Genomic DNA, 25,065 nt, shown 5'->3' with positions numbered 1-25,065 from the left:
AGCCCCTTCCCAACTCCCCCTGTCAAGGGTTGGCGAGGAAGTGGTTAACGGAATTCGCAGACCTTGAAGCCTGGTCGGATCACTTGTCTTTGACTGACGCATCAGTAATATGTGGGAAAGAATCCGAGGCACAGGCCGCAGCGGAGCACGGGGACCGAAGGACTGGGGAGACGGTATGGCCGCGCAGCCACGCACGGACGAGGACCGCCGCGAGTCGATTCTTGAGGCGACGTGGCAGCTGATCGCCGAGCGCGGCTTCCACGCGGTGCGCGTCTCGGACATCGCCCGCGTCTGCGGAACCAGCACCGGTACGGTGCACTACTACTTCCCCGGCAAGAACGACGTGCTCACCGAGGCCCTCAAATACTGCGTGGATCAGGCGTTCATCCGGCAGAGCATCGAGCTGCGGGGCATCACCAGTGCCCACGAGCGGCTGCTCAAGCTGATCGACATGCAGCTGCCACGGATGGGCCGGGTCCGTGACGAGTGGTCGATCTGGCTGCAGTACTGGGCGGAGGCGGTGATCCGTCCCGAATTCCGGCCCGCTCACAACGAGTACTACGCGCGCTGGCAGGAAACGGTCGTACGGACCGTGCGACGCGGCCAGTCCCAGGGCGTCTTCCGGACCGATGTGGACCCGGAGAACGCGGCTCGGCAGCTCACCGCACTCACCGACGGTGCCGCCATCCAGGTACTCACCGGTGCTCCGGGGATGACCATCACGGTGATGCGCGAACTGCTGGTCGACTTCGTCGCGCGTGAGCTGGCTGCACCGGCCGCGCGCCGGCCGGCCGACTGCCCCGAACCGGCATGACACCGCGCCCCCGGAGATCCGCTGGGGGCGCCCGAAAACAGCGGCTTCTTTCGGCGGCGGCACGCACATAGACGGCGACGTCGCGGCTACGGCCGGCTGCCGGAGCGCTGCGACAGGTGGGCGGACAGTGCCTGGCCCAGCGCCTGCACGCTCAGTCCGAACATCAGGACGCCCAGGGGGACATGCAGCGACAGCACGTGCGCGATGCCCAGCACCACCTGTACCGAAGCGAGTATGAGGAAGCCGGAGGCGTACAGGATGGGGCGGGGCGCCCCGCCGCCCGGCCGCCACGCCAGGATCGCGGCGAGCACGTACAACATCGATGCGCCGTACATCACGCGCGCCCCGACGCTGTGCGGTACCTCGCCGTGGGAGGAGGACAGCAGCAGCCCGGCCGTGACCGCCTGGAAGAAAATGGCCAAAGTCTGCAGCCCGATCGCGACCTGCAGGAACGTGAGGCTGCGGTGTGCTGCCGTCGTCCGGTTGGCCATGGGAGCGGTCCTCTCTTCTGCCTCGCGGCAGTGGATCGGTAATGTCTCGACGGTCCGACGACGTGAGCCCGCGAAATGTGAGGGCGAAGCGCCGACCTCACAGTCCCGTGCGGTGTTTCGCCTCAGTGGCGAGATCGGGAGCGAACGAGAAGAACCAGGGAGCGGTCGCAGCCATGAGCACCCCCGCCGAGCCAGGGCGCGACCGTTCCGAGCCGGGTCTGAGTGCGATCGTCGGCGAGCGGCGCCAGTTGACCAATGTCGCCTATCGGCTGCTCGGTTCGCTGGCCGAGGCCGAGGACGCCGTGCAGGAGACCTACGCCCGCTGGTACGCGATGTCGCGGCCACAGCAGGAGGCCATCGAGTCGCCCGGCGCCTGGCTGACGACAGTCGCCAGCCGCATCTGCCTGGACCTGCTCGGCTCCGCGCGGGCCCGGCGCGAGCGCTACGTCGGCGAATGGATACCCGAGCCGCTGCCCGACCGTACGGAGTGGATCAGCGGGTCGGCGGGTGACGGCAGGGCCGAGCCGGCCGACCCCGCGGACCGGGTCGCCCTGGACGAGTCGGTGAACATGGCCTTCCTCGTCGTACTGGAGTCGATGACGCCGGCCGAACGCGTGGTCTTTATCCTGCACGACGTCTTCCGGTACCCCTTCGCCGAGGTTGCCGAGATCGTCGGCCGGACGTCGGCGGCCTGTCGGCAGCTGGCGTCCTCGGCCCGTCGGCGTATTCGCGCCGCGCGGGTTCCGGCGGCTCCGACGGCCGGGCAGGCCGGTCTGGTGCGGCGTTTCAAGGAGGCGTGGGAGGCCAGGGACATCAAGGCGCTCGTCGACCTCCTCGACCCCGACGCCACGATGATCGCCGACGGCGGCGGACTGGTCGGCGCCGCCCTCCGCCCGGTCGAGGGCAGCGAGCGCATCGCCCAGTACCTGATGCAGATCGCCGGCATAGCCCCTGGTGTGACGCTCCTGGAGCGGACGGTCAACGGCCGGCCCGGCCTGGTCGCCCAGCACGCCGGCGTCACCGTGACCGTGGCGGCGTTCGCGCTCACCAGCGGCCGCATCACTCGCATCTGGGCGATCCGCAACCCGGAGAGGCTCCGTCCGTGGACCGAGCAAGGACAGAGCTGACCCGGCGTCTCGCAGTTCGGCCCGGACAGAAGGTCCCTTGCATGCGGCCCTGGCCGAGATGCGACGCGCGGGTTTCATGGACCCCCAAGGGCAGGCGCCCGAAGCCAGCGGCCTCTTCCAGCCCGTCCTCATCACAAGAGTTCCCTGACCGGGTCGGGCACGGCACGCATCGCCGGGCGGCACGTCCCACGTGTTCGCCGCGTTTGGTTAGGCTGCTGCGGTGACTGATGAGCGGGGGCGGGTGCAACCGTCCGGGGTGTGGGCCACGGCGGTCGGGGTGGCCCGGGTGCGGGCGCGGGAGACCGAGCGGGAGAACGCGTTGTTCCGGGACCCGCTGGCCATGGCCTTCGCCATCGCCGGCGGGCGCGGGCCGGACTCGGTGCCGCCGCGCGGTGACGAGGCCGCCCGGCGGTACCGGCTGGGCGTGGCGTTCTCCATTGTCGTCAGGACGAAGTTCCTCGACGACCTGTTGAAGGAGGCCTCCGCGGCCGGCATCCGGCAGGTCGTGCTGCTCGGCGCGGGCATGGACAGCCGGGCCTTCCGGATGGACTGGCCCGAGGACACCCGCCTGTTCGAGGTCGACACCGTTGAGCCGCTGGGCTTCAAGGCTTCGGTGCTGCGTCAGGAGCAGGCTGTTGCGCGCTGTGAGCGGATCACCGTCCCGGTGGATCTGCGCGAGGACTGGCCCGGGGCGTTGGCCGCTGCCGGGCACGACCCGGCGCTGCCGACGGTGTGGATCGCCGAGGGACTGCTGATCTACCTGCCTGAGGACGCGGTGGAACTGCTGCTGGCCCGGATCGGCGCGCACTCCGCACCCGGCAGCCGGATGGGCCTGACGCTGGGCACGCGCGGGGTGATCGAACGCTTCGGCGCGGACGCCGGGCCGGGATCGGCGGCGTCCCTGTGGGTTTCGGAGATGCCCGAGGACCCGGTCGGCTGGCTGGCCGAGCACGGCTGGGAGGCCCGGACCTACACCCTGCGTGAGCGTGCTGCCGCCTACGGCCGTCCGCTCAGCACCGCGCCGCAGCGGGAGGAGCAGCCCGGCGGGCTGATCTCGGCCGTGCGCCGGCAGACCACGTGAATCAAGGGGCACCCTTCGCGCCGTGGAAGGCACCCCGCGATGTCACAACGAACCGATACGCCTAGCTGCGCGCCATCCGGGTGAGCAACTCCGCCAAGCTGTCGGCGCATGCGGTGAGCCAGTCCAGCCGTGACCCTTCGCGGGCCACCCGGAATCCGTGCCGACGACCCCAGAACGCGGCCTGGACGGCATGAAGTTGAGCCCAGCGCCGGATGTCCTCGCGTTCGAGTTCCGCGGCTTCGGCGAAGACGTCCAGGGCGCGGTGGACAGCCTTGCGCAGGTCATCCGCCTCGAGAAGCGTCAGCGCGCGCGACTTGAGCAGGGTGCCGCCGTCGTAGGCGGGGTCCCCGGCGTATCCCTTGGGGTCGACGGCCAGCCACGGCTCGCGGTCGGCGCGCAGGATGTTGCGGGCGTGCAGGTCGCCGTGGATGAGGGTGTCCGGCTGGGTCCGGCCCAGTTCGCGGACGGTCGCCACGGCGGCGTCCACCGCGTAGGGCGTCAGGGAGTGCGTCAAATCGGCGCAGTCCTTGCGTAGTTGTTCCTCCCAGGTGTCGGCCTGCTCCCTCAGCCGGGGGAGGCCGGGCGGGGCGGGCGCGGCGAGTCGGCGACTGATCCGCCCGGCGACCGTGAGGACCGAGTCCCCGTCCATGACGTCCGCCAGAGTCGACGTCCGCGTCCGTTCGAGCAGCATTGCGAACCGCGCGTCGTCACGCTCGTACAGCAGGACTGCCCCGCGCCCACCCCACGCCGCGAACGCGTCCGGCTCGTGAACGTTGCCCGGGTGCGGGAACGACACCTTGAGGACAGCGGCGCCCTCGGCCGCCCGCCGCACGGGGACGATGACCCCGACGCCCCCGTGCATGACCTCGCCGTCGGGCAGGCACCCCCAGGTGTCCACCAGCTCTTCCACGATCCCGGGCAGCGCGGCGAGCCAGGCCGCGCCGCGCTCCCCTTCGCGCTCGATGGTGCTCCGCGCGAACGCCTCCGGTATCCGGAACATCCGCGCACCTTACGCCCCGGCCGGTCTCCCGACGGCAGCGGATCGCACCGGCTCGCCATCGGTGGCGATGCCGGAGCTTTCACCGACCCGGACGGGTTCGCCTGGGAGGCCGCGCAGCCGGCCCCCACGCCCTGATGCGTCACCGCCCGGTCCCCGGCGGACGAGGCGGGCCGTACCCGTCTTCCGGACACTCCGGACCTCCCTGACCCGTGGACGGGCCCGCGCTGGCTCAGATCTCGTCCCAGGGCACCGCGTCGTACACCCTCGCCACCGTCTTCATCAGCTCCGCGTCCACCGCGAACTCGGTGTCGTCGATCCGGCGCACCGGGGCGATGCCCTGCGAGTTGGTGACGAAGGCCGCCCGGTACGAGGGCAGATCCTCCAGGGCCACCCGGCGCCGCACCGACGGCAGCAGGGGCTCGATCAGCGCCATCGTGGTGCCGAGGAGTGCGGGCGCATCCGGCCAGGCGACCGAAGTGCCGTCCCAGAAGGCGATGTTGGTGGCCGCGCCCTCCGCGATCACGCCGCCGGGGCCGGTGAGCAGCGCACTGTCGAATCCGGCGCGCTGCGCGGCCTTGCCGTAGTAGATCTGGCCGAAGCCGCCCAGGTGTTTGATGTGGGGCACGGGCCGCTCGTACGGAACGGACATCAGGCTCTGCGGGGCCTCGGGCATCACCGCGGGTGGGCGCACGGTGACCATCACGGTCGTGGTCTCGTCGCCGTCCGGCCGGTGTACGTACACCCGGGTCGCGGCATCCCGTACGCCCGCTCCGTCCAGTGCGTGCCGGACGAGTGCCCGCACGTGCTCGCCGTCGAGCCCCGAGCCGAACAGCTCGCGCGTCGCGGAGTCCAGCCGGTCGAGGTGCAGTCCGAGACCACGCACCCGTCCCTTCCTGACCTGCATCGCGGTGAAATGACCGTAGTTGACGAAGGCGGGTGTGCGCAGGGACTCGTCGGTGACGGGGCGGCCGTCGATCTCTATGTGCATGAGCTCACCGTACGAGTCAGGGGGCCGCTGCCTCCGGTGGTGCGCCGAAGTCGCTGGTGTCGAGGTCGAAGTCGAACGGTGCGGGCACGTGCAGGGGCTTGCCGAAGGGCACGGTGGTGCGGGAGCGGGTGCGTGCGGGGGCGGCTTGACCTCAACCATGCTTGATGTATGACGCTCTCCCCATGGACCTCAACACGAGCCCCCTGAACCTCGCCGTCATCATCGCCAGCAACCGGGCCGGCCGCTTCGGCCCCACCGTCGCCGGCTGGTTTCTCTCCCGCGCACGGCAGCGCGCCGACCTCTCCGTCCAGGTGATCGACCTGGCCGAGACCGATCTGCCGACGGTCCTCTCCCACGAGCCCTCGCCCGAGGTGCAGGAGATCCTCGGCCGGGTCTCGCCGCTTCTGGCAGCGGCCGACGCATTTGTCGTGCTCACCCCCGAGTACAACCACTCGTTCCCCGCCTCGCTCAAGAGCCTCATCGACTGGCACTTCACCCAGTGGCAGGCGAAGCCGGTCGGCTTCGTGTCGTACGGCGGGATGTCCGGCGGCCTGCGGGCCGTCGAGCAGCTGCGGCAGGTCTTCGCCGAGATGCATACGGTCACCGTCCGGGACACCGTCAGCTTCCACAACGCGCACGGCCATTTCGACCAGGACGGCACGCACAAGGACCCGACGGCGCCCGACGCGGCTGCCAAGACGATGCTCGACCAGCTCGTCTGGTGGGGACAGGCGCTGCGGGACGCCAAGGCGGTGCGGCCCTACGGAGCGTGAGCCTCAGGCAGCCTGCGCCCGCTCCACCCGTACCGCACACACCTTGAACTCCGGCATCCGCGACGTCGGGTCCAGCGCCGGGTTGGTGAGGGTGTTGGCGCGGCCCTCGCCCGGCCAGTGGAACGGCATGAAGACCGTGTCGGGGCGGATCGACTCGGTGATACGAGCCGGTGCCACGGCCCTTCCCCGGCGGGAGGTCACGGCCAGCGGTTCGCCGTCCACCGCGCCGATACGGTCCGCGAGCCGCGGATGCAGCTCCACGAAGGGGCCGGGAGCGGCCGTGTTCAGTTCCGGTACGCGCCGGGTCTGGGCGCCCGACTGGTACTGGGACACCACCCGTCCCGTCGTCAGGAACACCGGGAAATCCGCGTCCGGTTCCTCGGCGGCGGGGCGGTGCGAGACCGCCACGAACCGGGCGAGGCCGTCGTCGGTGGCGAACCGGTCGAGAAACAGCCGGGGCGTTCCGGGGTGCTGCTCGTCCGGGCAGGGCCAGAAAACACCGTCCTCCGCGGCGATGCGGTCGTAACTGATCCCCGCGTAATCGGCGGGGCCGCCGGCCGAGGCCCGCCGCAGCTCGTCGAAGACCTCGTCGGGCGCGGCGGGAAACCCCTCCTTGTGGCCGAGCAGCCCGGCCAGTCCGTGCAGCACCTCCAGGTCGCTGCGCACCTCCGCCGGGGCCCGGAGCGCGGCCCGGCGCAGCAGGACCCGCCCCTCCAGGTTGGTGGTGGTGCCCGTCTCCTCGGCCCACTGCGTGACCGGGAGTACGACGTCGGCGAGCGCGGCCGTCTCGGAGAGCACCACGTCCGCCACGGCGAGGAAGTCCAGCGAGCGCAGCCGGCCCTCGATGTGGGCGGCGCGGGGGGCGGAGATGACCGGGTTGGAGCCCATCAGGAGGAGGGATTTCACCTCGCCGCCCAGCGCGTCGAGGAGTTCGTAGGCGCTGCGCCCGGGACCGGGCAGCGTGTCGGGGTCGACGCCCCACACCCCGGCGACATGGCGTCGCGCCGCCGGGTCGGTGAGCTTGCGGTAGCCGGGCAACTGGTCGGCCTTCTGGCCGTGTTCACGTCCGCCCTGGCCGTTTCCCTGCCCGGTCAGACAGCCGTAACCGGACAGCGGCCTGCCCGCCTTGCCGGCGGCGAGACACAGGTTGATCCAGGCACCCACCGTGTCGGTGCCCTTGGACTGCTGCTCGGGACCGCGTGCGGTGAGCACCATCCCGGACGGCGCGTCGCTGAACATCCGTGCCGCCTCCCGGAGCTGGGGGAGTGGCACGCCGGTGATCCGCTCGACCATCTCCGGCCAGTGCGCCATCGCCGCGGCCCGCGCGTCCTGCCAGCCGCTGGTCCTGGCGGCGATGAAGGCGTCGTCGGTGCGGCCCTCGGCGATCAGGACGTGCAGCATGCCGAGCGCCAGGGCCAGATCGGTGCCCGGCCGGGGCGCCAGATGCAGGTCGGCCTGCTCGGCGGTACGGGTGCGGCGCGGGTCGACGACGATCAGCCGGCCCCCGTTCTCCCGGAGCTCGGTGAGATAGCGGAGCGCCGGAGGCATGGTCTCCGCGAGGTTGGAGCCGACCAGGATCACGCATCCGGTGCGCGGTATGTCCTCCAGCGGGAAGGGCAGACCGCGGTCGAGCCCGAAGGCCCGCTGGTGCGCGGCGGCCGCCGACGCCATGCAGAAGCGTCCGTTGTAGTCGATCTGCGAGGTGCCGAGGACCACCCGGGCGAACTTCCCGAGGGCGTACGCCTTCTCGTTGGTGAGGCCGCCACCGCCGAAGACCCCGACGGCGTCCGGGCCGTGCACGGCCCGGGTGCGCCGCAGCCCGTCGGCGACCAGGCGCAGCGCCTCGTCCCAGCCGGCCGGTTCGAGCTTGCCGGTGGCGGCGTTACGCACCAGCGGTTCGGTCAGCCGTACCGCGGACGACAGGACGGCGGGAGCCGTACGGCCCTTGCCGCACAGGGCTCCCCGGTTGACCGGGAAGTCCGGGCGTTCGACCACCTCGACCGTTCCGGCGCCTTCGGGCGTGCGCCGCAGGTTCATCCCGCACTGCAGGGCGCAGTAGGGGCAGTGGGTCGCGCTGTCGGTGGGGGTGGCAGCGGCGGCGGGGGCTGTTGCGGTGGACATACGGCCAGCGTGCGCCCACGGTGTTACGGCGCAGGCCACAGCGCATTACGCAGCGGGTACGACCGCCTCAGCCGCACCCCCGGCGCGCTGTGAGGCCCCAGACATCCGCTTCAGCGGTCCAGCGCCCGCGCGACGCCCTGCTCGTGCGGGCCGAGGAAGTGCGGATCGGGCTTGAAGATCACGTCCAGTGCCGCCTTGCCGGCCGCGAGGAGCTCACGGGCGCCGCCGTAGTACCAGGTCACGTCATGGGCGTCGCTGACCCCGACGCCGTACGAGCGGATCCCGGCGGCCTGGCAGAGAGCGACGGCACGGCGGATGTGAAACCCCTGGCTCACCAGCACCGCTCGGTCGACCCCGAAGATCTTCTTGGCCCGGACACAGGAGTCCCAGGTGTCGAACCCGGCGTAGTCGCCCACCACCTGCCGGCCCGGTACGCCGTGCTTCACCAGATAGGCGCGCATCGCGTCCGGTTCGTCGTACTCCTCGCGGCTGTTGTCCCCAGTGACGAGCACCACCTTGACCTTGCCCGTCCGGTACAGCTCCGCCGCCGCGTCGAGACGGTGCGCGAGATACGGCGAGGGGCGGCCCTGCCACAGTCCGGCGCCGAACACCACCGCGACATCGGCCGCCGGAACATCGGCGGTGCTCCGCACCCGCCCGTCGGCCGCCGTGAACATCCAGGTGGCGGGCGTGAGCGCCAGCACGCATCCGAGCATCACGGCCTGCACGGCCCGCCGTTTCCCGCGCCGCGTCTTCGGCAGGCGCGGTCTCGGCAGGCGCCGCCCGGTCAGGCGCGGTCCCGGAAGACGCGGCCCGGGCAGGTACGGTCGGTGCATGGAGGTCCCCCGTAGTGTCCGTGTCTCCTGGGGGACGTCACGGGGCGGCATTCGGTTCGCCACCCGCCTCCGCCGCCCACTCCTGGCAGCGCAGCCACCCGCTCCGTGAGGCGCTGGTAAACGCCCGTGACCGGCAGGCAACGCGACGGCAACGTACGCCGGGCAGGATCGCGCTCATGAACCGTATGTCCGTGCACGCATCGGCCCCCGCCCTCGTCGCCGTGGCCCACGGCAGCCGTGACCCGAGGGCGCTGCCGACCGTCCGGGCGCTGCTGGAGCGGGTATGCGAGCTGCGCCCGGGGCTCCCGGTGCGGCTGGGCCACATCGAGCTGAACGAACCGCTGCTGCCCGCCGCCCTCGCGGACCTCACCGACCGCGGCGCAGGGAGCGGCAGCGCCGTGCTCGTGCCGCTGCTGCTCAGCCGCGGTCACCACGTCAACCACGACATCCCGTTGGCCGCCGCCACCGCGCCGGGCCTGCACGCCCGCTTCGCGGTCCCGCTCGGGCCGCATCCGCTGCTGATCGAGACGCTGTACGGGCGACTCGTCGAAGCGGGCTGGCGCCCGGCCGACGGAGTGTCCCGCTCGACCGGAATCGTGCTCGCCGCCGCGGGCTCCCGCGATCCCGCTTCGGCCGCCGACGTCCGCCGTACGGCGGGCCTGCTCAGCGAGCGGCTCGGTGGGGTGCCGGTCGTGCCCGCCTATGCCTCCGCCACCTCGCCCACCGTTCCGGAAGCCCTGCGGCTGCTGGCGGCCCGCGGGCGGCACCGGGTGGCCGTCGCCTCGTACTTCACCGCCCCCGGTCGGTTCGCCACCCAGTGTGCGGCGGCCGCGCCGTGGATCGCCGCCGCACCGCTCGGCGCCCACCCGGCGCTCGCCCGGCTGCTGCTGCACCGCTACGACCAGGCGCTGAGCAACCCGGCTGCCCGGCAACCGCACCGTCTCGCCGCTGCCTGAGCAACAGCTTCTGAGGATCATTTCCGGCCAACATCCGTGGGGCGGCGGCACGGCGCCCGTGCCGGGGCCGGCGACCGGACCGGGCGGCCGGACTCCTGCCCGCAGCGACGCCCCGGACGGGAAACTCAGTACTGTCGGTGCATGGCAGGCACCGCGTACACCCCGTCCGACTTCGAACGCTGGGACACCGAACCCGACAAGCGACCAGGCCGCACCGCCTTCCAGCGCGACCGCGCGCGGGTGCTGCACTCCGCCGCGCTGCGCCGCCTCGCGGGCAAGACCCAGGTGGTCACCCCCGGGTCCCGCAGCTCCGTCTGGGACTCCAGCCCGCGCACCCGGCTCACCCACTCCCTGGAATGCGCCCAGGTCGGGCGGGAACTGGGCGCCGCACTCGGTTGCGACCCCGATCTGGTCGAGGCCGCCTGCCTCGCCCACGACCTCGGGCACCCGCCGTTCGGCCACAACGGCGAACTGGCGCTCAACGAATTCGCCGCGGACTGCGGCGGCTTCGAGGGCAACGCCCAGTCGCTGCGGCTGCTGACCCGCCTGGAACCCAAACGGTTCGTACCCGCCCCGGACACCGGCGAGCTGATCAGCGTGGGCCTCAACCTCACCCGCGCCGCCCTGGACGCCGCCACCAAGTACCCCTGGCCGCGCGGTGGCCACCCCACCGAACCCCGCTCGGTGAAGTTCGGGGTGTACGAGGACGACCTGCCGGTCTTCGACTGGGCCAGGCGCGGCGCACCGGCGGACCGGAAGTGCTTCGAAGCGCAGGTCATGGACTGGTCCGACGACGTGGCGTACTCCGTGCACGACGTCGAGGACGGGCTGCAGGCCGGCCACATCGACCCCAACTGCCTCACTTCCGGGCCCGAGCGGGACGAGGTCATCGCCGTGGCCGTCGGCCGCTACGTGCCGGACGACACCGACCCGGCGGAGCTGGCGGCCGCGCTCGACCGCCTCCTCGACCAGGACTGGTGGCCGCACGGCTACGACGGATCGGCGGTCGCGCAGGCCCGGCTGAAAGACGCCACCAGCCAGCTCATCGGCCGGTTCTGCCTGGCCGCCGAGAGCGCGACCCGCCGGACGTACGGCACGGGACCGCTCACCCGGTACGCGGCCGAACTGGTCGTTCCGCACGAGACCCGGCTCGAGTGCGCGGTACTCAAGGCCGTCGCCGACCGCTACGTCATGCAGCGCGAGGAGCAGGAACGGCTCCGCGTCGACCAGCGCATCGTGCTCGCCGAGCTCGCCGCGGCGCTCACCGCCCGTGCCCCGGACGGCCTGGATCCGCAGTTCCGGGCGTTGTTCGACGCGGCTCCCGACGAACGCGGGCGCAAACGGGTGATCGTCGACCAGATCGGCTCGCTCACCGACGCATCGGCGCGTTCCCTGCACGCCAGGCTGACCGGCCATCGCTGACGCACCGCGCGAGTCGGCGTGGACACACAGCGTGAGAACCGGGCACGACCGGCCGTGGATTTCCGGCCCGATGTGACCGCAGGGCCGGGCGGCATGCCATCATGACCGGCCATTCTGACCGTGCGTGAGTTGGACAACAGCTTCTGAACATCTCACAACCCCTTCCCCCATCACACTCCGTGCGGGACGCTCGCAAGCGGCGCCAGCACTACAAGGAGGCAACAAGTGGTCGACGCACATCTGACGTTCGTCATCATCGGCGGAGGACTCGCGGGGGCGAAGGCTGCCGAAACTCTCCGGGCCGAAGGGTTCACCGGCAGAGTGATCCTCATCGGGGACGAGCGCGACCACCCCTATGAGCGCCCGCCGCTGTCCAAGGGATACCTGGCGGGCAAGGAGGAACGGGACAGCGTCTATGTGCATGAGCCCGCCTGGTACGCACAGGCCGACATCGAGCTGCACCTCGGCCAGACGGTCGTCGCGATCGACCGCGCCGTCAAGGCCGTACGGCTCGGGGACGGCACCGCGGTCCACTACGACAAGCTGCTGCTCGCCACCGGCGCCGAACCGCGCCGCCTCGATATCCCCGGCACCGACCTCGCCGGCGTCCACCACCTGCGCCGGCTCGCGCACGCCGACCGGCTGAAGCAGGTCCTCGCCTCGCTGGGCCGGGACAACGGTCACCTGGTGATCGCGGGCGCCGGCTGGATCGGCCTGGAGGTCGCTGCGGCGGCCCGTGGCTACGGCGCCGAGGTCACCGTCGTCGAACCCAACGCGACACCGCTGTACGACGTCCTCGGCCCCGAGGTCGGCCAGATCTTCGCCGATCTGCACGCCCAGCACGGCGTCCGCTTCCACTTCGGCGCCCGCCTCACCGAGATCACCGGGCAGGACGGCATGGTGCTGGCCGCCCAGACCGACGACGGCACGGAACATCCGGCACACGACGTGCTCGCCGCGATCGGCGCCGCCCCGCGCAGCTCGCTCGCCGAAGCGGCCGGCCTGGAGATGGCCCCGCGCGCGGACGGCGGCGGCATCGCCGTCGACGCCTCGCTGCGCACCTCCGACCCGGACATTTACGCGGCGGGCGACACCGCGGCCGCCCAGCACCCGCTGCTCGGCACCCGGCTGCGCGTCGAACACTGGGCCAACGCCCTCAACGGCGGCCCCGCCGCGGCGCGGGCGATGCTCGGCCAGGACGTGTCGTACGACCGGATCCCGTACTTCTTCTCCGACCAGTACGACCTGGGCCTGGAGTACTCGGGCTGGGCGCCCCCGGGCTCGTACGACCAGGTCCTGGTCCGGGGCGACGCGGGCAAGCGCGAGTTCATCGCCTTCTGGATGAAGGACCGCCGGGTGCTCGCCGCGATGAACGTCAATGTGTGGGACGTCACGGAGCAGCTGCAGCGCCTGATCCGCTCCGGCGCGCAACTGGACCCCGAAGCAGTGGCGGATCCGACCGTGGACCTGGCAACCCTGGGCGCCTGACCGCGACGGCGGCCCGCCCCGGACCGGCTGCCCGCACCGGGCAACCGGTCCGGGGGTCCCGGGGGCAGGCCGAGACTGTCCGGCCCGGCCCGGCGGTGATTTCCGGGGGCGACCCCCGGACCCCCGGCCGTAAGGGCAGGCGGCCGGGGACAGGCCGAGACTGTCCGGCCCGGCCCGGCGGTGATTTCCGGGGGCGACCCCCGGACCCCCGGCCGTAAGGGCAGGCGGCCGGGGCAGGCCGAGACTGTCCGACCCGGCCCGTAGACTTCACTCGTGGCGGGCAGGATCAACGATGACGACGTGAAGGCGGTCCGGGACGCGGTCCCGATCGACGCCGTCGTTTCCGAGTACCTCCAGCTGCGCAACGCCGGCGGCGGGAATCTGAAGGGCCTCTGCCCCTTCCACGACGAGAAGTCCCCGTCCTTCCAGGTGAGCCCGGCCAAGGGCCTTTTCCACTGCTTCGGCTGCCAGGAAGGCGGGGACACTCTCGCCTTCATCATGAAGATCGACCACCTGTCCTTCTCCGAGGCGGTCGAGCGCCTCGCGGGCACGGCCGGCATCACCCTCCGGTACGAGGAGGGCGGCTACACCCCGAACAGTCAGCGCGGCGAGCGGATCCGGCTGGTCGAGGCGCACAAGGCAGCCGCGCAGTTCTACATCGAGCAGCTGGACGGCACCGAAGCCGAGATCGCCCGCAAGTTCCTCGCCGAGCGTGGCTTCGACCAGGCCGCCGCCACCCACTTCAGCGTCGGATACAGCCCCGCGGGCTGGGACCACCTCACCCGCTTCCTGCGCGGGAAGGGCTTCACCGACAAGGAACTGCTCACCTCGGGACTCGCCCAGGAGACCCGGGGCGGCAAGCCCATCGACCGCTTCCGCGGCCGGCTCATGTGGCCGATCCGCGACATCAGCGGCGAAGTCGTCGGCTTCGGCGCGCGCAAGCTGCGCGACGACGACAACGGCCCCAAGTACCTGAACACCCCCGAGACCGCGATCTACAAGAAGTCCCAGGTGCTGTACGGGATCGACCTGGCCAAGAAGGAGATCGCCAAGTCCAGCAGGGCCGTGGTCGTCGAGGGCTACACCGACGTCATGGCCTGCCACCTCGCCGGAGTGACCACCGCCGTCGCCACCTGCGGCACCGCCTTCGGCACCGAGCACATCAAGATTCTCCGCAGGCTGCTGATGGACAACGGCAGCGCCCGGGTGATCTTCACCTTCGACGGTGACGCGGCCGGCCAGAAGGCCGCGCTGCGTGCCTTCGAGGACGACCAGAAGTTCGCCGCGGAGACCTACATCGCCATCGCCCCGGACGGCATGGACCCGTGCGATCTGCGGCTCGCCCAGGGCGACGCCTCGGTGCAGGACCTCGTCGAACCCCGCACCCCGCTCTTCGAGTTCGCGCTCCGCCAGATCGTCTCCCGCTACGACCTGGAGACCCCCGCGGGACGTGCCGCGGCCCTGGACGAGGCCGCGCCGGTGGTGGCCCGGATCAAGAACAGCGCCTCGCAGCACGAGGTCGCCGTCCAGCTGGCCGGCATGGTCGGGATCCTCGACACGCAGTTCGTCGTCAAGCGCATCAGCCAGCTCGCCCAGTGGGCCCGCAGCCGTGGCAACGCGCCGGGGCCTGCCCGTGGTTCCGCACGCGGCGGCCCGCCCCAGCACCGGATCCAGCCGCCACCCGTGCCGCTGAGCGGCCCGGCGCTCAACCTCCGCAGCCCCGCCCACCGCACCGAGCGGGAGCTGCTCAAGCTCGCACTCCAGCGACCCGAGCTGGTCTCCCCGGCCTTCGATGCCTACGGCGTCGACGAGTTCACCGCACCGCCCTACGCGGCGGTCCGGCTCACGATCATGGAGGCGGGCGGCGCCGAGGACGGCATCGCCGACTCCTCGGCCTACCTCACCCGGGTCCGCGAAGCCGCCCCGGACGACGCGGTCCGCGCCGTGGTGACCGAGCTCGCCGTCGAGGCGATCATGCGGCGCACCGTCGACGAGGTGTATGCGGGTGAGCAACTGGTCCAGGTCCGGCTGCGGGCGGTGGACCGCCGCATCATGGAGGTCCAGGGCACCCTGGCCCGGGTCTCCACCCAGGGCGACCCCGAGCAGTACGCCGCCGTTCAGAACGAACTCTGGACGCTCCAGCAGTACGGCCGGTCCCTGCGCAACCGCGGCGCCGAGGCGCTCTGACCGGCGCGGATCCGGGACCCTCCGGAGTTTCGGCGACGGGTGGCCGACTGCCCGGTAACCGACCGTCCACGAGGCGGACTCAGAAAGTCACCGCACGCCCCTCGTGGCAGCGATGTGTCGTGCCCCACACTGATGGCGATGCCCCGGTCCGCTCGGCCCGAGGCCTCGGAGCGCGGCCGGTCCGCCGACGGCGGGCCACTCACCTCCACGGATGCGCTCATCGTCAACGGGACGGAAGGCGGCGCGGCTGCCCTCGTTCCGCTGCCGCACGTCCCTGACCCGGCAGTCACCCTGGAGGCCGCCCCCGTGCAGACCCAGACTCTGACCGAAACCGACGTGGCCCCCGCCGAGCTCGTCGTGGAGGAACCGGACGACGCCCCCGAGCCACCCCGTAACCGGACCGCCGACACCGGCGGCCCGTCCTCCGATCTCTTCCGCCAGTACCTCCGGGAGATCGGCCGCATACCGCTGCTCACCGCCGCCGAGGAGGTCGACCTCGCGCGCCGCGTGGAAGCCGGCCTCTTCGCCGAGGAACGCCTCGGCGGCTCGTCCGACCTCGACTCCCGGCTCGCCGTCGACCTCGACAGAGTCGTGGTCATGGGCCGGATGGCCAAACGCCGCCTCATCGAGTCCAACCTCCGGCTGGTCGTCTCGGTGGCCAAGCGCTACGTGGGCCGTGGACTGACCATGCTCGACCTGGTCCAGGAGGGCAACCTCGGCCTGATCAGGGCGGTCGAGAAATTCGACTACGCCCGGGGCTACAAGTTCTCGACGTACGCCACCTGGTGGATCCGCCAGGCCATGTCCCGCGCCCTGGCCGACCAGGCCCGGACGATACGAGTCCCGGTCCACGTGGTCGAGTTGATCAACCGGGTGGTCCGGGTCCAGCGCCGGATGCTCCAGGAGCGCGGCTACGAACCCACCCCGCAGGAAGTCGCCACCCACCTCGAAGTCACCGCCGAGCGCGTCAGCGAAATCCTCCGCCTGGCCCAGGAACCGGTGTCCCTGCACGCCCCCATGGGCGAGGAACACGACGTGGCCCTCGGCGACCTGATCGAGGACAGCGACGCCGCGTCCCCCGTCGAGTCGGCCGCCTTCCTGCTGCTGCGCAGGCACCTGGAGGCGGTGCTGTCCACGCTGGGGGAGCGGGAAAGGAAGGTCGTGCAACTGAGGTACGGGCTGGCGGACGGAAGGCCGCGGACGCTCGAGGAGATCGGACAGATCTTCGGGGTCACCCGGGAGCGGATCCGGCAGATCGAGTCGAAGACGTTGAGCAAGTTGCGGGATCATGCGTTGGCGGATCAGCTGCGGGGCTATCTGGACTGAGCGGGCCGGGGCGCCATCAAATGCCGGCCCCTGGGGGCCCCTCCCAGCGGTAGCTGGGGGAGATTGAGGACAAGGGGCCTGGGGGCTTGCCCCCAGTTCGGGAAGGGGCGGGGTGGGGAACAGGCCCGCCGCAGGCGCCCCGCCCACCTACTCGACCTCCACCACCGCCTGCGCGAACTGCGCCGCATACAGCCGCGCATACGCCCCCTCCGCCGCCAACAACTCGTCATGCGAGCCCTGCTCGACGATCGCCCCGTTCTCCATCACCAGAATCACGTCGGCGTCCCGAATCGTGGACAGCCGGTGCGCGATCACGAAGCTGGTGCGGCCGTGCGACAGTCGGGCCATCGCCTTCTGGATGAGTACTTCGGTACGGGTGTCCACCGAGCTGGTCGCCTCGTCGAGCACCAGGATGACCGGGTCGGACAGGAACGCCCGGGCGATCGTGATCAGCTGCTTCTCGCCGGCGCTCACCCCCGTGCCCTCGTCGTCGATGACCGTGTCGTAGCCCTCGGGGAGGGTGCGGATGAACCGGTCGGCGTGCGCGGCGCGGGCCGCGTCCTCGATCTCCGTGCGGGTCACCGGACGGGACGCCCCGTAGGCGATGTTGTCCGCGATGGTGCCGCCGAAGAGCCAGGTGTCCTGCAGCACCATGCCTATGCCGGACCGCAGTTCCTCGCGCGACATCTTGGCGACGTCGACCCCGTCGACCGCGATCCGGCCCCCGGTCACCTCGTAGAACCGCATCAGCAGATTCACCAGCGTCGTCTTGCCGGCGCCGGTCGGACCGACGATCGCCACCGTGTGGCCCGGCTCGACCGACAGCGAGAGATCGTCGATGAGCGGCTTGTCCGGCTCGTAGCGGAAGGAGACCTTGTCCAGCGAGATGCTGCCGCGCAGCACCTCGGGGCGCTCGGCGGACTCCGCGTCCGGCTCCTGCTCGTCGGCGTCCAGCAGTTCGAAGATGCGCTCGGCGGACGCGACACCCGACTGGACCAGGTTGGCCATCGAGGCGACCTGGGTCAGCGGCATCGAGAACTGCCGCGAGTACTGGATGAAAGCCTGCACGTCACCGATCGACAGTGAGCCGCTGGCGACCCGGAGTCCGCCGACGACCGCCACCAGCACGTAGTTGATGTTCGAGACGAACATCATCAGCGGCTGCATGATCCCGCTGTTGAAGTGCGCCTTGAAGCTCGCCTCGTACAGCGCGTCGTTCTGCTCGCGGAACGCCTCCGCCGACTCGGCCTGCCGCCCGAAGACCTTCACCAGCGCGTGCCCGGTGTACATCTCCTCGATGTGGGCGTTGAGCTTGCCGGTGACCTTCCACTGCTGCACGAACTGCGGCTGCGACCGCTTGCCGACGCGGGTGGCGACCACCACCGACAGGGGCACGGTCACCAACGCGACGAGGGCCAGGATCCAGGAGATCCAGAACATCATCACCAGCACGCCGACGATGGTCAGCAGCGAGTTGATGAGCTGACCCATCGTCTGCTGCATGGTCTGACCGATGTTGTCGACGTCGTTCGTGGTGCGGCTGAGCACCTCGCCGCGCTTCTGCTTGTCGTAGTACGACAACGGCAGCTTCGACAGCTTGCCCTGGATCTCCTCGCGCATCCGGTACACGGTCTGGTTGACGACCCGCGCCACCATCCGGGTGGCCACCAGCATCAGCAGACCGGCGCACCCGAAGGCGGCCAGTGCCAGCAGCAGGACCTTGCCGACCTCGGTGAAGTCGATGCCCTGACCCGGCGTGAAGCTGATGCCGCCGAGCATGTCGGCCATGCCGCCCTGGCCGTGGTCGCGCAGCCCCTGGATGGCCTGCGCCTTGGTGAGCCCCTTCGGCAACTGCCGGCCGATGATGCCGGCGAAGACCAGGTCGGTGGCCCGGCCGAGGATCTTCGGCCCCACCACCGAGAGCGCGACGCTGCCGACCAGCGCCGTCAGCAGCGTGAACAAGGCCGGGCGGTCCTGTGCGAGCATCCGCACCAGCCGTTTGCCCGACCCCTTGAAGTCCGTGGACTTCTGTACGGGTCCTGCCATCATCCGTCCACCAGGACCGGCCATCAGGCTGCCTCCGCCTCGGTGAGCTGGGAGAGAACAATCTCCCGGTATGTCTCGTTGTCATCCATCAAGTCGCGATGGCGTCCCGTGCCGACCACCCGGCCCTCGTCCATGACGACGATCCGGTCCGCGTCGCGGATGGTGGAGACCCGCTGGGCCACGATCACCACGGTCGCCTCGGCGGTCTCCCGGCGCAGCGCGGCCCGCAGCGCCGCGTCCGTCGCGTAGTCCAGAGCCGAGAAGGAGTCGTCGAAGAGGTAGATCTCCGGTCGTTGCACCAGCGTCCGGGCGATCGACAGACGCTGCCGCTGACCGCCGGAGACATTGGTGCCGCCCTGAGCGATCGGAGCGTTCAGTCCGCCCTCGAGTTTCGCGACGAAGTCCTTCGCCTGCGCCACCTCCAGCGCGTGCCACAGTTCCTCGTCGGTGGCGTCCGGGTTTCCATACCGCAGATTGGTCGCGACGGTCCCGGAGAAGAGGTACGGCTTCTGCGGTACCAGCGACACGGTCTTCGCCAGCAGCGCCGGGTCGAGCTTGCGTACGTCGGTGCCGTCCACCAGCACTTCGCCGCCGGTGGCATCGAACAGCCGCGGTACCAGGCCGAGCAGCGTCGACTTTCCGCTGCCGGTCGACCCGATGACCGCGGTGGTCTCGCCCGGCAGCGCCTGCAGGGCGACGTCGCGCAGCACCGAGGCCTCGGCGCCGGGGTACTTGAAGCCGGCCCCCCGGATCTCCAGATGCCCGTGCCTGGCCAGCTCCCGTACCGGCTCCAGCGGCGGCACCACGCTCGAGTCGGTGGTCAGCACCTCCTGGATCCGCTCGGCACAGACCTCGGCACGCGGCACCATCATGAACATGAAGGTGGCCATCATCACCGACATCACGATCTGCATGAGGTAGGCGAGGAACGCGGTGAGCGCCCCGATCTGCATGGCCCCGCTGTCGATGCGATGCGCACCGAACCAGACCACCGCGATCGACGACACGTTGACCACGGTCATGACGGTCGGGAACATCAGCGCCATCAGCCGTGCGGTGCCGAGCGAGACCTCGGTCAGCTCGGTGTTGGCGCCCTTGAAGCGGTCCTTCTCGTAGTCGTCCTTCACGAAGGCCCGGATGACCCTGTTGCCGGTGATCTGCTCGCGCAGCACCCGGTTCACCGTGTCGAGCCGCACCTGCATCTTCCGGAACAGCGGACGCATCCGACGGACGATCAGGGACACCAGGACCAGCAGCACCGGGACGACCGCGATCAGTACCAGCGAGAGCGGCACGTCCTGGCCGAGCGCCAGGATGATGGCGCCCACGCACATGATCGGCGCCGAAGCCATCAGGGTGAACGACATCAGCACCAGCATCTGGATCTGCTGGACGTCGTTGGTCGTGCGCGTGATGAGGGACGGTGCGCCGAAGTGCCCGACCTCCCGCGCGGAGAAGGACTGCACCCGGTCGAAGACCCCGGCGCGGACGTCCCTGCCGAGGGCCGCAGCGGTCCGCGCGCCGTAATACACGGCGCCGATGTTGCAGCCGACCTGAACCAGGCTGATGGCGATCATGAGACCGCCGTAGCCCAGGATGTAACCGGAGTCCCCCTTGACGACACCGTTGTCAATGATGTCCGCGTTCAGGGTGGGCAGGTAGAGCGTGGCGCAGGTCTGGAAGAGCTGAAGGAGCCCCAGCAGGGCCATCGGTTTCTTGTACGGACGCAGGTACGTCCGCAGAATTTTTATGAGCACGCGGTGTCTCTCGGGTTCGGCAGGCGGGTTCGGCAGGCGGATCGGGCTGGCTGGCGGGCAGAGAGGCCCAGTTTCCGATACTCGGCGACCCGATATCGAACCCTTTTCCTCAAGGGGGAGTCAAGAAGCCGGGAGCGCGGCCCCCCGCTCAGCCGAAGGCTCCGGGGTGGATCTGGTCGCGCGTGGCACCGTACTGCTTGCGCACCGCCTGCCCCACCGCCAGTTCATCGCCCGGCTCGAGCACCTGGGCGGCCGCCCCCTGCCAGGCCGGCGGCGTCTTGGGATCCAGGGAACCCTCGGACACCCCGAGCGCCCACGCCGCCTGCCGAGCGGCACCGATCGCCGCATAGTCCGCCGGCTGCGGTACGACGACCTGCGCCCCGAAGATCGCCGGTGCGGCGGCCTGAACCGCGGGCAGCTCCGCGGCGGCGCCGAGCAGGAACACCCGCCGCACCTCGACCCCGCGGTCCCTGAGCACGTCCATCGCGTCGGCGAGCGAGCAGAGCATGCCCTCGAAGGCGGCCCGCGCCAGGTGCTCCCGCTTCATCGACTCCCGGCGCAGCCCCGCCAGCGTGCCTGCGGTGTGCGGCAGTTGGGGAGTGCGCTCGCCCTCCAGATACGGCAGGAGCACCAGCCCGGAGGCGCCCGGCGTGGAGGTCAGCGCCAGCGCGGACAGGGCGTCGAGGTCCTCGACGCCGAGCAGTTCGGCCGTGCCGCGCAGGGCCCGTACGGCGTTGAGGGTATGGACGACCGGCAGATGCAACCCGGTCGCGTCCGCGAACGAGGTGATCGTCCCGGACGGGTCGCTGAGCGCCTCGTGATGCACGCCCATCACCGACCCGGAGGCGCCCAGCGAGACGACCACATCGCCGGTCGAGACGCCGAGTCCGAAGGCCGCCGCCATGGTCTCGCCGGTTCCGGCCGAGATCAGCAGCCCCTCGGGCGTCATGCCGGCCGCCTCGGAAGGCCCGAGCACCTCGGGCACCGCGGCCGGGTGGCCGAGCGCGAGTTCCACCAGATCGGGGCGGTACGAGCCGCTCGCCGCGGACCAGTAGCCGGTGCCGGAGGCCGCACCCCGGTCGGTGGTCCGGCGCGCGGGCCGCCCCAGCAGCTGCCACACCAGCCAGTCGTGCGGCTGCAGCAGGGTGGCGATCCTGGCGGCCGCCTCGGGCTCGTGCCGGGCCAGCCAGCGCAGCTTGGCCACCGGCTGCGGGGCCTGCGGCACCGAGCCGACCGCCTCCGCCCAGGCGGACCGGCTGCCGAGAGCATCGATCAGATCGGCCGCGGCGACCTGGGCCCGCTTGTCATTGCCGACCAGCGCGGCCCGCACCGGACTGCCCTGGCGGTCCAGCGGCACCAGACCGTGCTGCTGCGCCGACACGCCGATGGCCTGCACGCCCTCCAGCAGGCCGCCGGCCGCCGCCTCGCCGAGCGAGAGCAGCCAGGCCTGCGGATCCACCTCGTACGACTTCGCGTCGACGGGATGCGGTGCGTACCCCTGCCGCAGTACGGCACCCGAGTCCGTGTCGCAGACGACGATGCGGGTGAACGCGGAAGAGCTGTCAAGACCGGCGACTATCCCCATGCTTCAGATTGTGCCGCACATCGGAACACTCCGAGGCCCCTCGGGCGCTCCGGGCCGACCTGCCCGGTCAGGTGTTGGTGGTGCCCCAGTCGTCCTCGACCACGCCGTTGCGCTCCCGCATCGACCGGACCCGCTGGGTCATCGCATCCGGCATCCGGTCCCCGACCTTCTCGCTGACCGAGTGCAGGGCCTTCTCCGCGACACCCCGCCCGTTCTGCGCGGCGGACTCGGCCACATTGCGTACGGCCGGGTTCTGGGCCACCTGCCGGGCCGACTTCTTCAACTGTTCATAGCGCTCGCGGCCCGCCCGCGTGCCGATCACGTAACCGAGAGCGAGTCCAACGACGAACGTGAGCTTGTACCGCATGGCTGCCGCCCTTCCCTTGTGCCGATGCTGCCCCGCCTACCCGGCAGCACGCGTGATCACCCAGGGGCGGAACCGATTGGCGGAGCACCCCCCTGCTTGCGCTAATGTATGTGTCGCAGCGAGCGCGCGCCCCCCGGGACAACCGGAATGGGTACGTTCGGTGCAACGCAGCAATCCCCTGTAGCTCAATTGGCAGAGCAGCCGGCTGTTAACCGGCAGGTTACTGGTTCGAGTCCAGTCGGGGGAGCGCGGTCCCCTGTAGCTCAATTGGCAGAGCATTCGGCTGTTAACCGGAGGGTTACTGGTTCGAGTCCAGTCGGGGGAGCAGAAGACGGAGGAGGGCCCCTCGGGGCCCTTTTTCGTGTGCACTTTCCGCCCCGGTGGAACCTCCCGGCCTGCGACGGAGTCCTCAAGGGCGAGCGGTGCCGACCATCCGAGGCAGGAGATCGTATGAGCGGCTATGCTGCGGCAGACGGCGCGCACACATGTACGCGCCACGCCGTAAAGGGGCGGTAGCTCAGCCGGTTAGAGCAGCGGACTCATAATCCGTCGGCCGTGGGTTCGAGTCCCACCCGCCCCACCACAGCAGAAACGTCGTGGCCTGCGGAAGCGTTGTCGCAACGCTAGTCGGGCCGGACCATCCGCTGCACGAACGCTGCCACCGACCCGCCGAAGGCTCCTTCGTACGGCTTACATCGGGACCGACGAGTGCCTTCAGCAAGCCTGCTTGCCCGCAGCTGCTGAAGCCGGTCCGTTGTCTTCGGACGCGCCCGGTCTCCGGCCCACGGAGCCCAGGCACAGCAGCGCGATCACGGTGCCCAGGGTGAAGGCTTCGAAGACTTATGGCGGCGGTGAGGTCGTGGAACTGGAACTGCGGGACGGACGCCCACCGCTGGAAGTCAAACTGGCAACGGTGCAGGGTGTGACGCAGACTGCCCGCGCCCGGGCCGTCATGGAGGTGGTGCGGGAGATCGCGGCCGGAAGCAGTCATCCCAGGATCTGAACGCCGTACGCCCCCGGGGCGGCGGGGGCGTACGGCGGCGGCACGGGCTCCTGGTCAGTAGGCGATGCGGTCCACCTTGGCCAGCCACGTGTCGAAGGGCTCTGTGCGGTTGGGCAGGTCCAGGTGCTCGACCTCCATGGGCCACATCGAGTGGGGCTTCTTCTCGAACAGGTCGTAGAACTCGCGGTCGTCGAAGCCGGCCACCGCGGCGTCGTGCCGGTCGGCGGAGTAGACGAGCCGGTCGACGCGCGCCCACAGGGCAGCGGACAGGCACATCGGGCACGGCTCGCAGGACGTGATCAGGACACAGCCTTCGAGCGAGAAGGTGTTGAGGTTCTTGCACGCGGCGCGCATCGCGCTGACCTCGGCGTGCGCGACAGGGTCCAGGGTGGCGGTGACCTGGTTGTTGCCGGTGGCGACGACCTCGCCGTCCTTGGCGACCAGGGCGCCGAACGGGCCACCGCCGCCGCTGATCACGCTGGCGGTGGCCAGGCTGATCGCTCTTTCCATCCAGGCGCGCTCGGAGTCCTGGACGATTGCTTCCTGGGGGTGCGTGGTCATGACTGCTCCTTCGGGGAATCGGGGCGACGGGGTGGCGGTTCGAGGTGCTGCTGCCCGCGCGGGACGGCGCACGGGCAGCAGGTCGGGGGAGTGGTCGGACGCCGCAGAGCGGCGGACCGGCGGTGGCCCGTGTGCGCTGCAACTCGCCCTGGTCTGTTGCAACTTGTACGACAAGTACACAGTCAGCAGAGGCGGGTCGGCCAGGCATGGAAGACATGAAAGCGACCACCGGACAAAACGCGATCTTCATAGCTTCCTACAGGAGGCGGCCGCGTTCGCGCCGGGAGAAAACTACGGACACGCCGACCGGACCTCTCCGCCGGTGCTCAGGGGCGGCCCTGTTCGAAGGCCCGGAGCAGGTCCGCCGCGACGCTCACCGCGATCGTGGCCGGTTCCTTCCCGGTGATCTCGGTCATGCCGATCGGGGTCTTGATCCGGTCGATGGTGGCGGCGTCGTGGCCGCCCTCGGTGGCCAGGCGTTGCCGGAAGCGCGCCCATTTGGCGGCCGAGCCGATCAGTCCGATCGAGCCGAGGCCGGTGGTGCGCAGGGCGGCGTCGCACAGGGCGGCGTCCTCTGCGTGATCATGCGTCATGATCAGGGTGTGGGTGCCGGGCGCCAGCTCCGCGAGCACCTCCTCCGGGAGCAGCGGCGTGTGGTGCACGTGGATCTGCGCCACCGCGTCCGCGAGCACGCCGAGCCGTTCGTCGGCGAGTACCTCGGGGCGGCTGTCGATCAGGTGCAGATCGAGGTGGTGGCGGGCCAGGATGCGGGCCAGCTCCAGCCCGACGTGCCCGACCCCGAAGATCGCCACCGCCGGGACCACCGGCAGCGGTTCGAGCAGTACGGTGACGGCTCCACCGCAGCACTGCACGCCGTGTCGGTTGGTGACCTTGTCGTTGAGGGCGAACTCCATGAGCTCCGGCTCCGGGTCGGGCGTGCCGATCAGCTTGCGGGCCCGGTCGATCGCGGCGGCCTCGATGTTGCCGCCGCCGATGGAACCCCAGGTCTCGGCCTCGCCCGCGACGAGCTTGGCACCGGCTCGACGGGGCGCGTGGCCGCGCACGGTCGCGACGGTCACCAGCACGCCGGGTTCCCGGCGGGCTCGCAACCGCGCGACCGCGGCTACCCAGGTCAT

General features: G+C 70.8%; 21 protein-coding genes, 3 tRNA genes and 1 pseudogene. 14 read left to right on the top strand and 11 right to left on the bottom strand.

The annotated features are described in order from the left end of the window. The first annotated feature begins 175 nt into the window (after positions 1-175). Entirely contained in the window at positions 176-814 is a 639-nt protein-coding gene (locus AB0436_RS03300) for a TetR/AcrR family transcriptional regulator (RefSeq protein ID WP_366465932.1), read from the top strand. A gap of 86 nt (positions 815-900) precedes the next feature. Here the strand turns inward: AB0436_RS03300 and AB0436_RS03295 are convergent, their stop codons facing one another. Continuing rightward, positions 901-1,305, bottom strand: coding sequence for a hypothetical protein (locus AB0436_RS03295; RefSeq protein ID WP_366465931.1), 405 nt, complete (start codon positions 1,303-1,305; stop codon positions 901-903). Positions 1,306-1,478: 173 nt separating this feature from the next. Between AB0436_RS03295 and sigJ the strand changes: the two genes are divergently transcribed. Both sigJ and AB0436_RS03285 read left to right on the top strand, forming a co-directional pair. Beyond that, complete coding sequence (sigJ, locus tag AB0436_RS03290; protein ID WP_366465930.1) at positions 1,479-2,432, top strand: RNA polymerase sigma factor SigJ; 954 nt, start codon at positions 1,479-1,481, stop codon at positions 2,430-2,432. Positions 2,433-2,688: 256 nt separating this feature from the next. Continuing rightward, positions 2,689-3,513, top strand: coding sequence for a class I SAM-dependent methyltransferase (locus tag AB0436_RS03285; protein WP_366466145.1), 825 nt, complete (start codon positions 2,689-2,691; stop codon positions 3,511-3,513). Between the two features lie 61 nt (positions 3,514-3,574). Here the strand turns inward: AB0436_RS03285 and AB0436_RS03280 are convergent, their stop codons facing one another. Then, a complete protein-coding gene (locus AB0436_RS03280; RefSeq protein WP_366465929.1) occupies positions 3,575-4,513 on the bottom strand; it encodes an aminoglycoside phosphotransferase family protein in 939 nt (312 codons plus the stop codon). A gap of 30 nt (positions 4,514-4,543) precedes the next feature. Between AB0436_RS03280 and AB0436_RS03275 the strand changes: the two are divergent. Further along, positions 4,544-4,648 (top strand): annotated as a pseudogene (locus AB0436_RS03275) (glyoxalase); the annotation flags it as partial. Positions 4,649-4,742: 94 nt separating this feature from the next. Here AB0436_RS03275 and AB0436_RS03270 read toward each other — a convergent pair. Further along, positions 4,743-5,501: an aminotransferase class IV family protein gene (locus AB0436_RS03270; protein WP_366465928.1), complete on the bottom strand. Its 759-nt coding sequence runs from the start codon at positions 5,499-5,501 to the stop codon at positions 4,743-4,745. 182 nt (positions 5,502-5,683) lie between these two features. On the opposite strand from AB0436_RS03270, the gene AB0436_RS03265 reads away from it, so the two are divergent. Further along, positions 5,684-6,274 (top strand): NAD(P)H-dependent oxidoreductase, encoded by a 591-nt coding sequence (locus tag AB0436_RS03265; RefSeq protein ID WP_366465927.1) that lies wholly within the window; start codon positions 5,684-5,686, stop codon positions 6,272-6,274. Between the two features lie 3 nt (positions 6,275-6,277). Here AB0436_RS03265 and AB0436_RS03260 read toward each other — a convergent pair whose 3' ends face one another. Beyond that, positions 6,278-8,395 carry a molybdopterin oxidoreductase family protein gene (locus AB0436_RS03260; RefSeq protein WP_366465926.1) on the bottom strand — a complete coding sequence of 706 codons (2,118 nt, stop codon included), beginning with the start codon at positions 8,393-8,395 and terminating at the stop codon, positions 6,278-6,280. 110 nt (positions 8,396-8,505) lie between these two features. Then, positions 8,506-9,231 (bottom strand): ElyC/SanA/YdcF family protein, encoded by a 726-nt coding sequence (locus AB0436_RS03255; protein WP_366465925.1) that lies wholly within the window; start codon positions 9,229-9,231, stop codon positions 8,506-8,508. Positions 9,232-9,407: 176 nt separating this feature from the next. Here AB0436_RS03255 and AB0436_RS03250 point away from each other — a divergent pair, with 176 nt between their 5' ends. The 5 genes from AB0436_RS03250 to AB0436_RS03230 all read left to right on the top strand — a co-directional run bounded on the left by AB0436_RS03250 (position 9,408) and on the right by AB0436_RS03230 (position 16,610). Then, entirely contained in the window at positions 9,408-10,187 is a 780-nt protein-coding gene (locus AB0436_RS03250) for a sirohydrochlorin chelatase (RefSeq protein WP_366465924.1), read from the top strand. A gap of 141 nt (positions 10,188-10,328) precedes the next feature. Then, positions 10,329-11,609: a deoxyguanosinetriphosphate triphosphohydrolase gene (locus AB0436_RS03245; protein ID WP_366465923.1), complete on the top strand. Its 1,281-nt coding sequence runs from the start codon at positions 10,329-10,331 to the stop codon at positions 11,607-11,609. A gap of 225 nt (positions 11,610-11,834) precedes the next feature. Next, complete coding sequence (locus tag AB0436_RS03240; protein ID WP_366465922.1) at positions 11,835-13,097, top strand: FAD-dependent oxidoreductase; 1,263 nt, start codon at positions 11,835-11,837, stop codon at positions 13,095-13,097. Between the two features lie 273 nt (positions 13,098-13,370). After that, the gene (dnaG, locus tag AB0436_RS03235) at positions 13,371-15,284 is read left to right on the top strand and encodes a DNA primase (protein ID WP_366465921.1); all 1,914 of its coding nucleotides are present in this window, start codon (positions 13,371-13,373) and stop codon (positions 15,282-15,284) included. A 138-nt stretch (positions 15,285-15,422) separates the two neighbouring features. Continuing rightward, positions 15,423-16,610 (top strand): RNA polymerase sigma factor, encoded by a 1,188-nt coding sequence (locus AB0436_RS03230; RefSeq protein ID WP_366465920.1) that lies wholly within the window; start codon positions 15,423-15,425, stop codon positions 16,608-16,610. A gap of 147 nt (positions 16,611-16,757) precedes the next feature. Here AB0436_RS03230 and AB0436_RS03225 read toward each other — a convergent pair whose 3' ends face one another. The 4 genes from AB0436_RS03225 to AB0436_RS03210 all read right to left on the bottom strand — a co-directional run bounded on the left by AB0436_RS03225 (position 16,758) and on the right by AB0436_RS03210 (position 22,365). Continuing rightward, positions 16,758-18,680, bottom strand: a complete 1,923-nt coding sequence (locus tag AB0436_RS03225) for an ABC transporter ATP-binding protein (RefSeq protein ID WP_366465919.1) — start codon at positions 18,678-18,680, stop codon at positions 16,758-16,760. Beyond that, entirely contained in the window at positions 18,680-20,413 is a 1,734-nt protein-coding gene (locus AB0436_RS03220) for an ABC transporter ATP-binding protein (protein ID WP_366465918.1), read from the bottom strand. Before AB0436_RS03220 ends, AB0436_RS03225 begins: the two co-directional genes overlap by 1 nt. Before the next feature lie 148 nt (positions 20,414-20,561). Beyond that, on the bottom strand, positions 20,562-21,998 hold the full coding sequence (locus tag AB0436_RS03215) for an FGGY family carbohydrate kinase (protein WP_366465917.1): 1,437 nt from the start codon (positions 21,996-21,998) through the stop codon (positions 20,562-20,564). Between the two features lie 67 nt (positions 21,999-22,065). Further along, positions 22,066-22,365, bottom strand: coding sequence for a YtxH domain-containing protein (locus AB0436_RS03210; protein WP_366465915.1), 300 nt, complete (start codon positions 22,363-22,365; stop codon positions 22,066-22,068). Between the two features lie 174 nt (positions 22,366-22,539). Between AB0436_RS03210 and AB0436_RS03205 the strand changes: the two genes are divergently transcribed. The 4 genes from AB0436_RS03205 to AB0436_RS03190 all read left to right on the top strand — a co-directional run bounded on the left by AB0436_RS03205 (position 22,540) and on the right by AB0436_RS03190 (position 23,368). Next, positions 22,540-22,612: transfer RNA gene (locus AB0436_RS03205), tRNA-Asn, on the top strand. Positions 22,613-22,617: 5 nt separating this feature from the next. Continuing rightward, positions 22,618-22,690 (top strand) — tRNA-Asn (locus tag AB0436_RS03200). 181 nt (positions 22,691-22,871) lie between these two features. Then, positions 22,872-22,948 (top strand) — tRNA-Ile (locus AB0436_RS03195). Between the two features lie 240 nt (positions 22,949-23,188). Next, positions 23,189-23,368: a hypothetical protein gene (locus tag AB0436_RS03190; protein WP_366465913.1), complete on the top strand. Its 180-nt coding sequence runs from the start codon at positions 23,189-23,191 to the stop codon at positions 23,366-23,368. A 54-nt stretch (positions 23,369-23,422) separates the two neighbouring features. Here the strand turns inward: AB0436_RS03190 and AB0436_RS03185 are convergent, their stop codons facing one another. Both AB0436_RS03185 and xdhC read right to left on the bottom strand, forming a co-directional pair. Continuing rightward, the gene (locus AB0436_RS03185; RefSeq protein WP_366465911.1) at positions 23,423-23,929 is read right to left on the bottom strand and encodes a nucleoside deaminase; all 507 of its coding nucleotides are present in this window, start codon (positions 23,927-23,929) and stop codon (positions 23,423-23,425) included. Positions 23,930-24,255: 326 nt separating this feature from the next. After that, complete coding sequence (gene xdhC / locus AB0436_RS03180; protein ID WP_366465909.1) at positions 24,256-25,065, bottom strand: xanthine dehydrogenase accessory protein XdhC; 810 nt, start codon at positions 25,063-25,065, stop codon at positions 24,256-24,258.

The sequence above is a fragment of the Streptomyces sp. NPDC051322 genome (genome assembly GCF_040689485.1).
Classification (GTDB): Bacteria; Actinomycetota; Actinomycetes; order Streptomycetales; family Streptomycetaceae; genus Streptomyces.
Note: the sequence above shows the minus strand (reverse complement) of the source record. Positions and strands in the feature narration are given on the sequence as shown.

Coding starts and splice junctions, on each gene's coding strand:
- AB0436_RS03300 (WP_366465932.1), top strand. CDS start 176: ATGGCCGCGCAGCCACGCACGGACGAGGACCGCCGCGAGTCGATTCTT.
- AB0436_RS03295 (WP_366465931.1), bottom strand. CDS start 1,305: ATGGCCAACCGGACGACGGCAGCACACCGCAGCCTCACGTTCCTGCAG.
- sigJ (WP_366465930.1), top strand. CDS start 1,479: ATGAGCACCCCCGCCGAGCCAGGGCGCGACCGTTCCGAGCCGGGTCTG.
- AB0436_RS03280 (WP_366465929.1), bottom strand. CDS start 4,513: ATGTTCCGGATACCGGAGGCGTTCGCGCGGAGCACCATCGAGCGCGAA.
- AB0436_RS03270 (WP_366465928.1), bottom strand. CDS start 5,501: ATGCACATAGAGATCGACGGCCGCCCCGTCACCGACGAGTCCCTGCGC.
- AB0436_RS03265 (WP_366465927.1), top strand. CDS start 5,684: ATGGACCTCAACACGAGCCCCCTGAACCTCGCCGTCATCATCGCCAGC.
- AB0436_RS03260 (WP_366465926.1), bottom strand. CDS start 8,395: ATGTCCACCGCAACAGCCCCCGCCGCCGCTGCCACCCCCACCGACAGC.
- AB0436_RS03255 (WP_366465925.1), bottom strand. CDS start 9,231: ATGCACCGACCGTACCTGCCCGGGCCGCGTCTTCCGGGACCGCGCCTG.
- AB0436_RS03250 (WP_366465924.1), top strand. CDS start 9,408: ATGAACCGTATGTCCGTGCACGCATCGGCCCCCGCCCTCGTCGCCGTG.
- AB0436_RS03245 (WP_366465923.1), top strand. CDS start 10,329: ATGGCAGGCACCGCGTACACCCCGTCCGACTTCGAACGCTGGGACACC.
- AB0436_RS03230 (WP_366465920.1), top strand. CDS start 15,423: ATGCCCCGGTCCGCTCGGCCCGAGGCCTCGGAGCGCGGCCGGTCCGCC.
- AB0436_RS03225 (WP_366465919.1), bottom strand. CDS start 18,680: ATGGCCGGTCCTGGTGGACGGATGATGGCAGGACCCGTACAGAAGTCC.
- AB0436_RS03215 (WP_366465917.1), bottom strand. CDS start 21,998: ATGGGGATAGTCGCCGGTCTTGACAGCTCTTCCGCGTTCACCCGCATC.
- AB0436_RS03210 (WP_366465915.1), bottom strand. CDS start 22,365: ATGCGGTACAAGCTCACGTTCGTCGTTGGACTCGCTCTCGGTTACGTG.
- AB0436_RS03185 (WP_366465911.1), bottom strand. CDS start 23,929: ATGACCACGCACCCCCAGGAAGCAATCGTCCAGGACTCCGAGCGCGCC.
- xdhC (WP_366465909.1), bottom strand. CDS start 25,065: ATGACCTGGGTAGCCGCGGTCGCGCGGTTGCGAGCCCGCCGGGAACCC.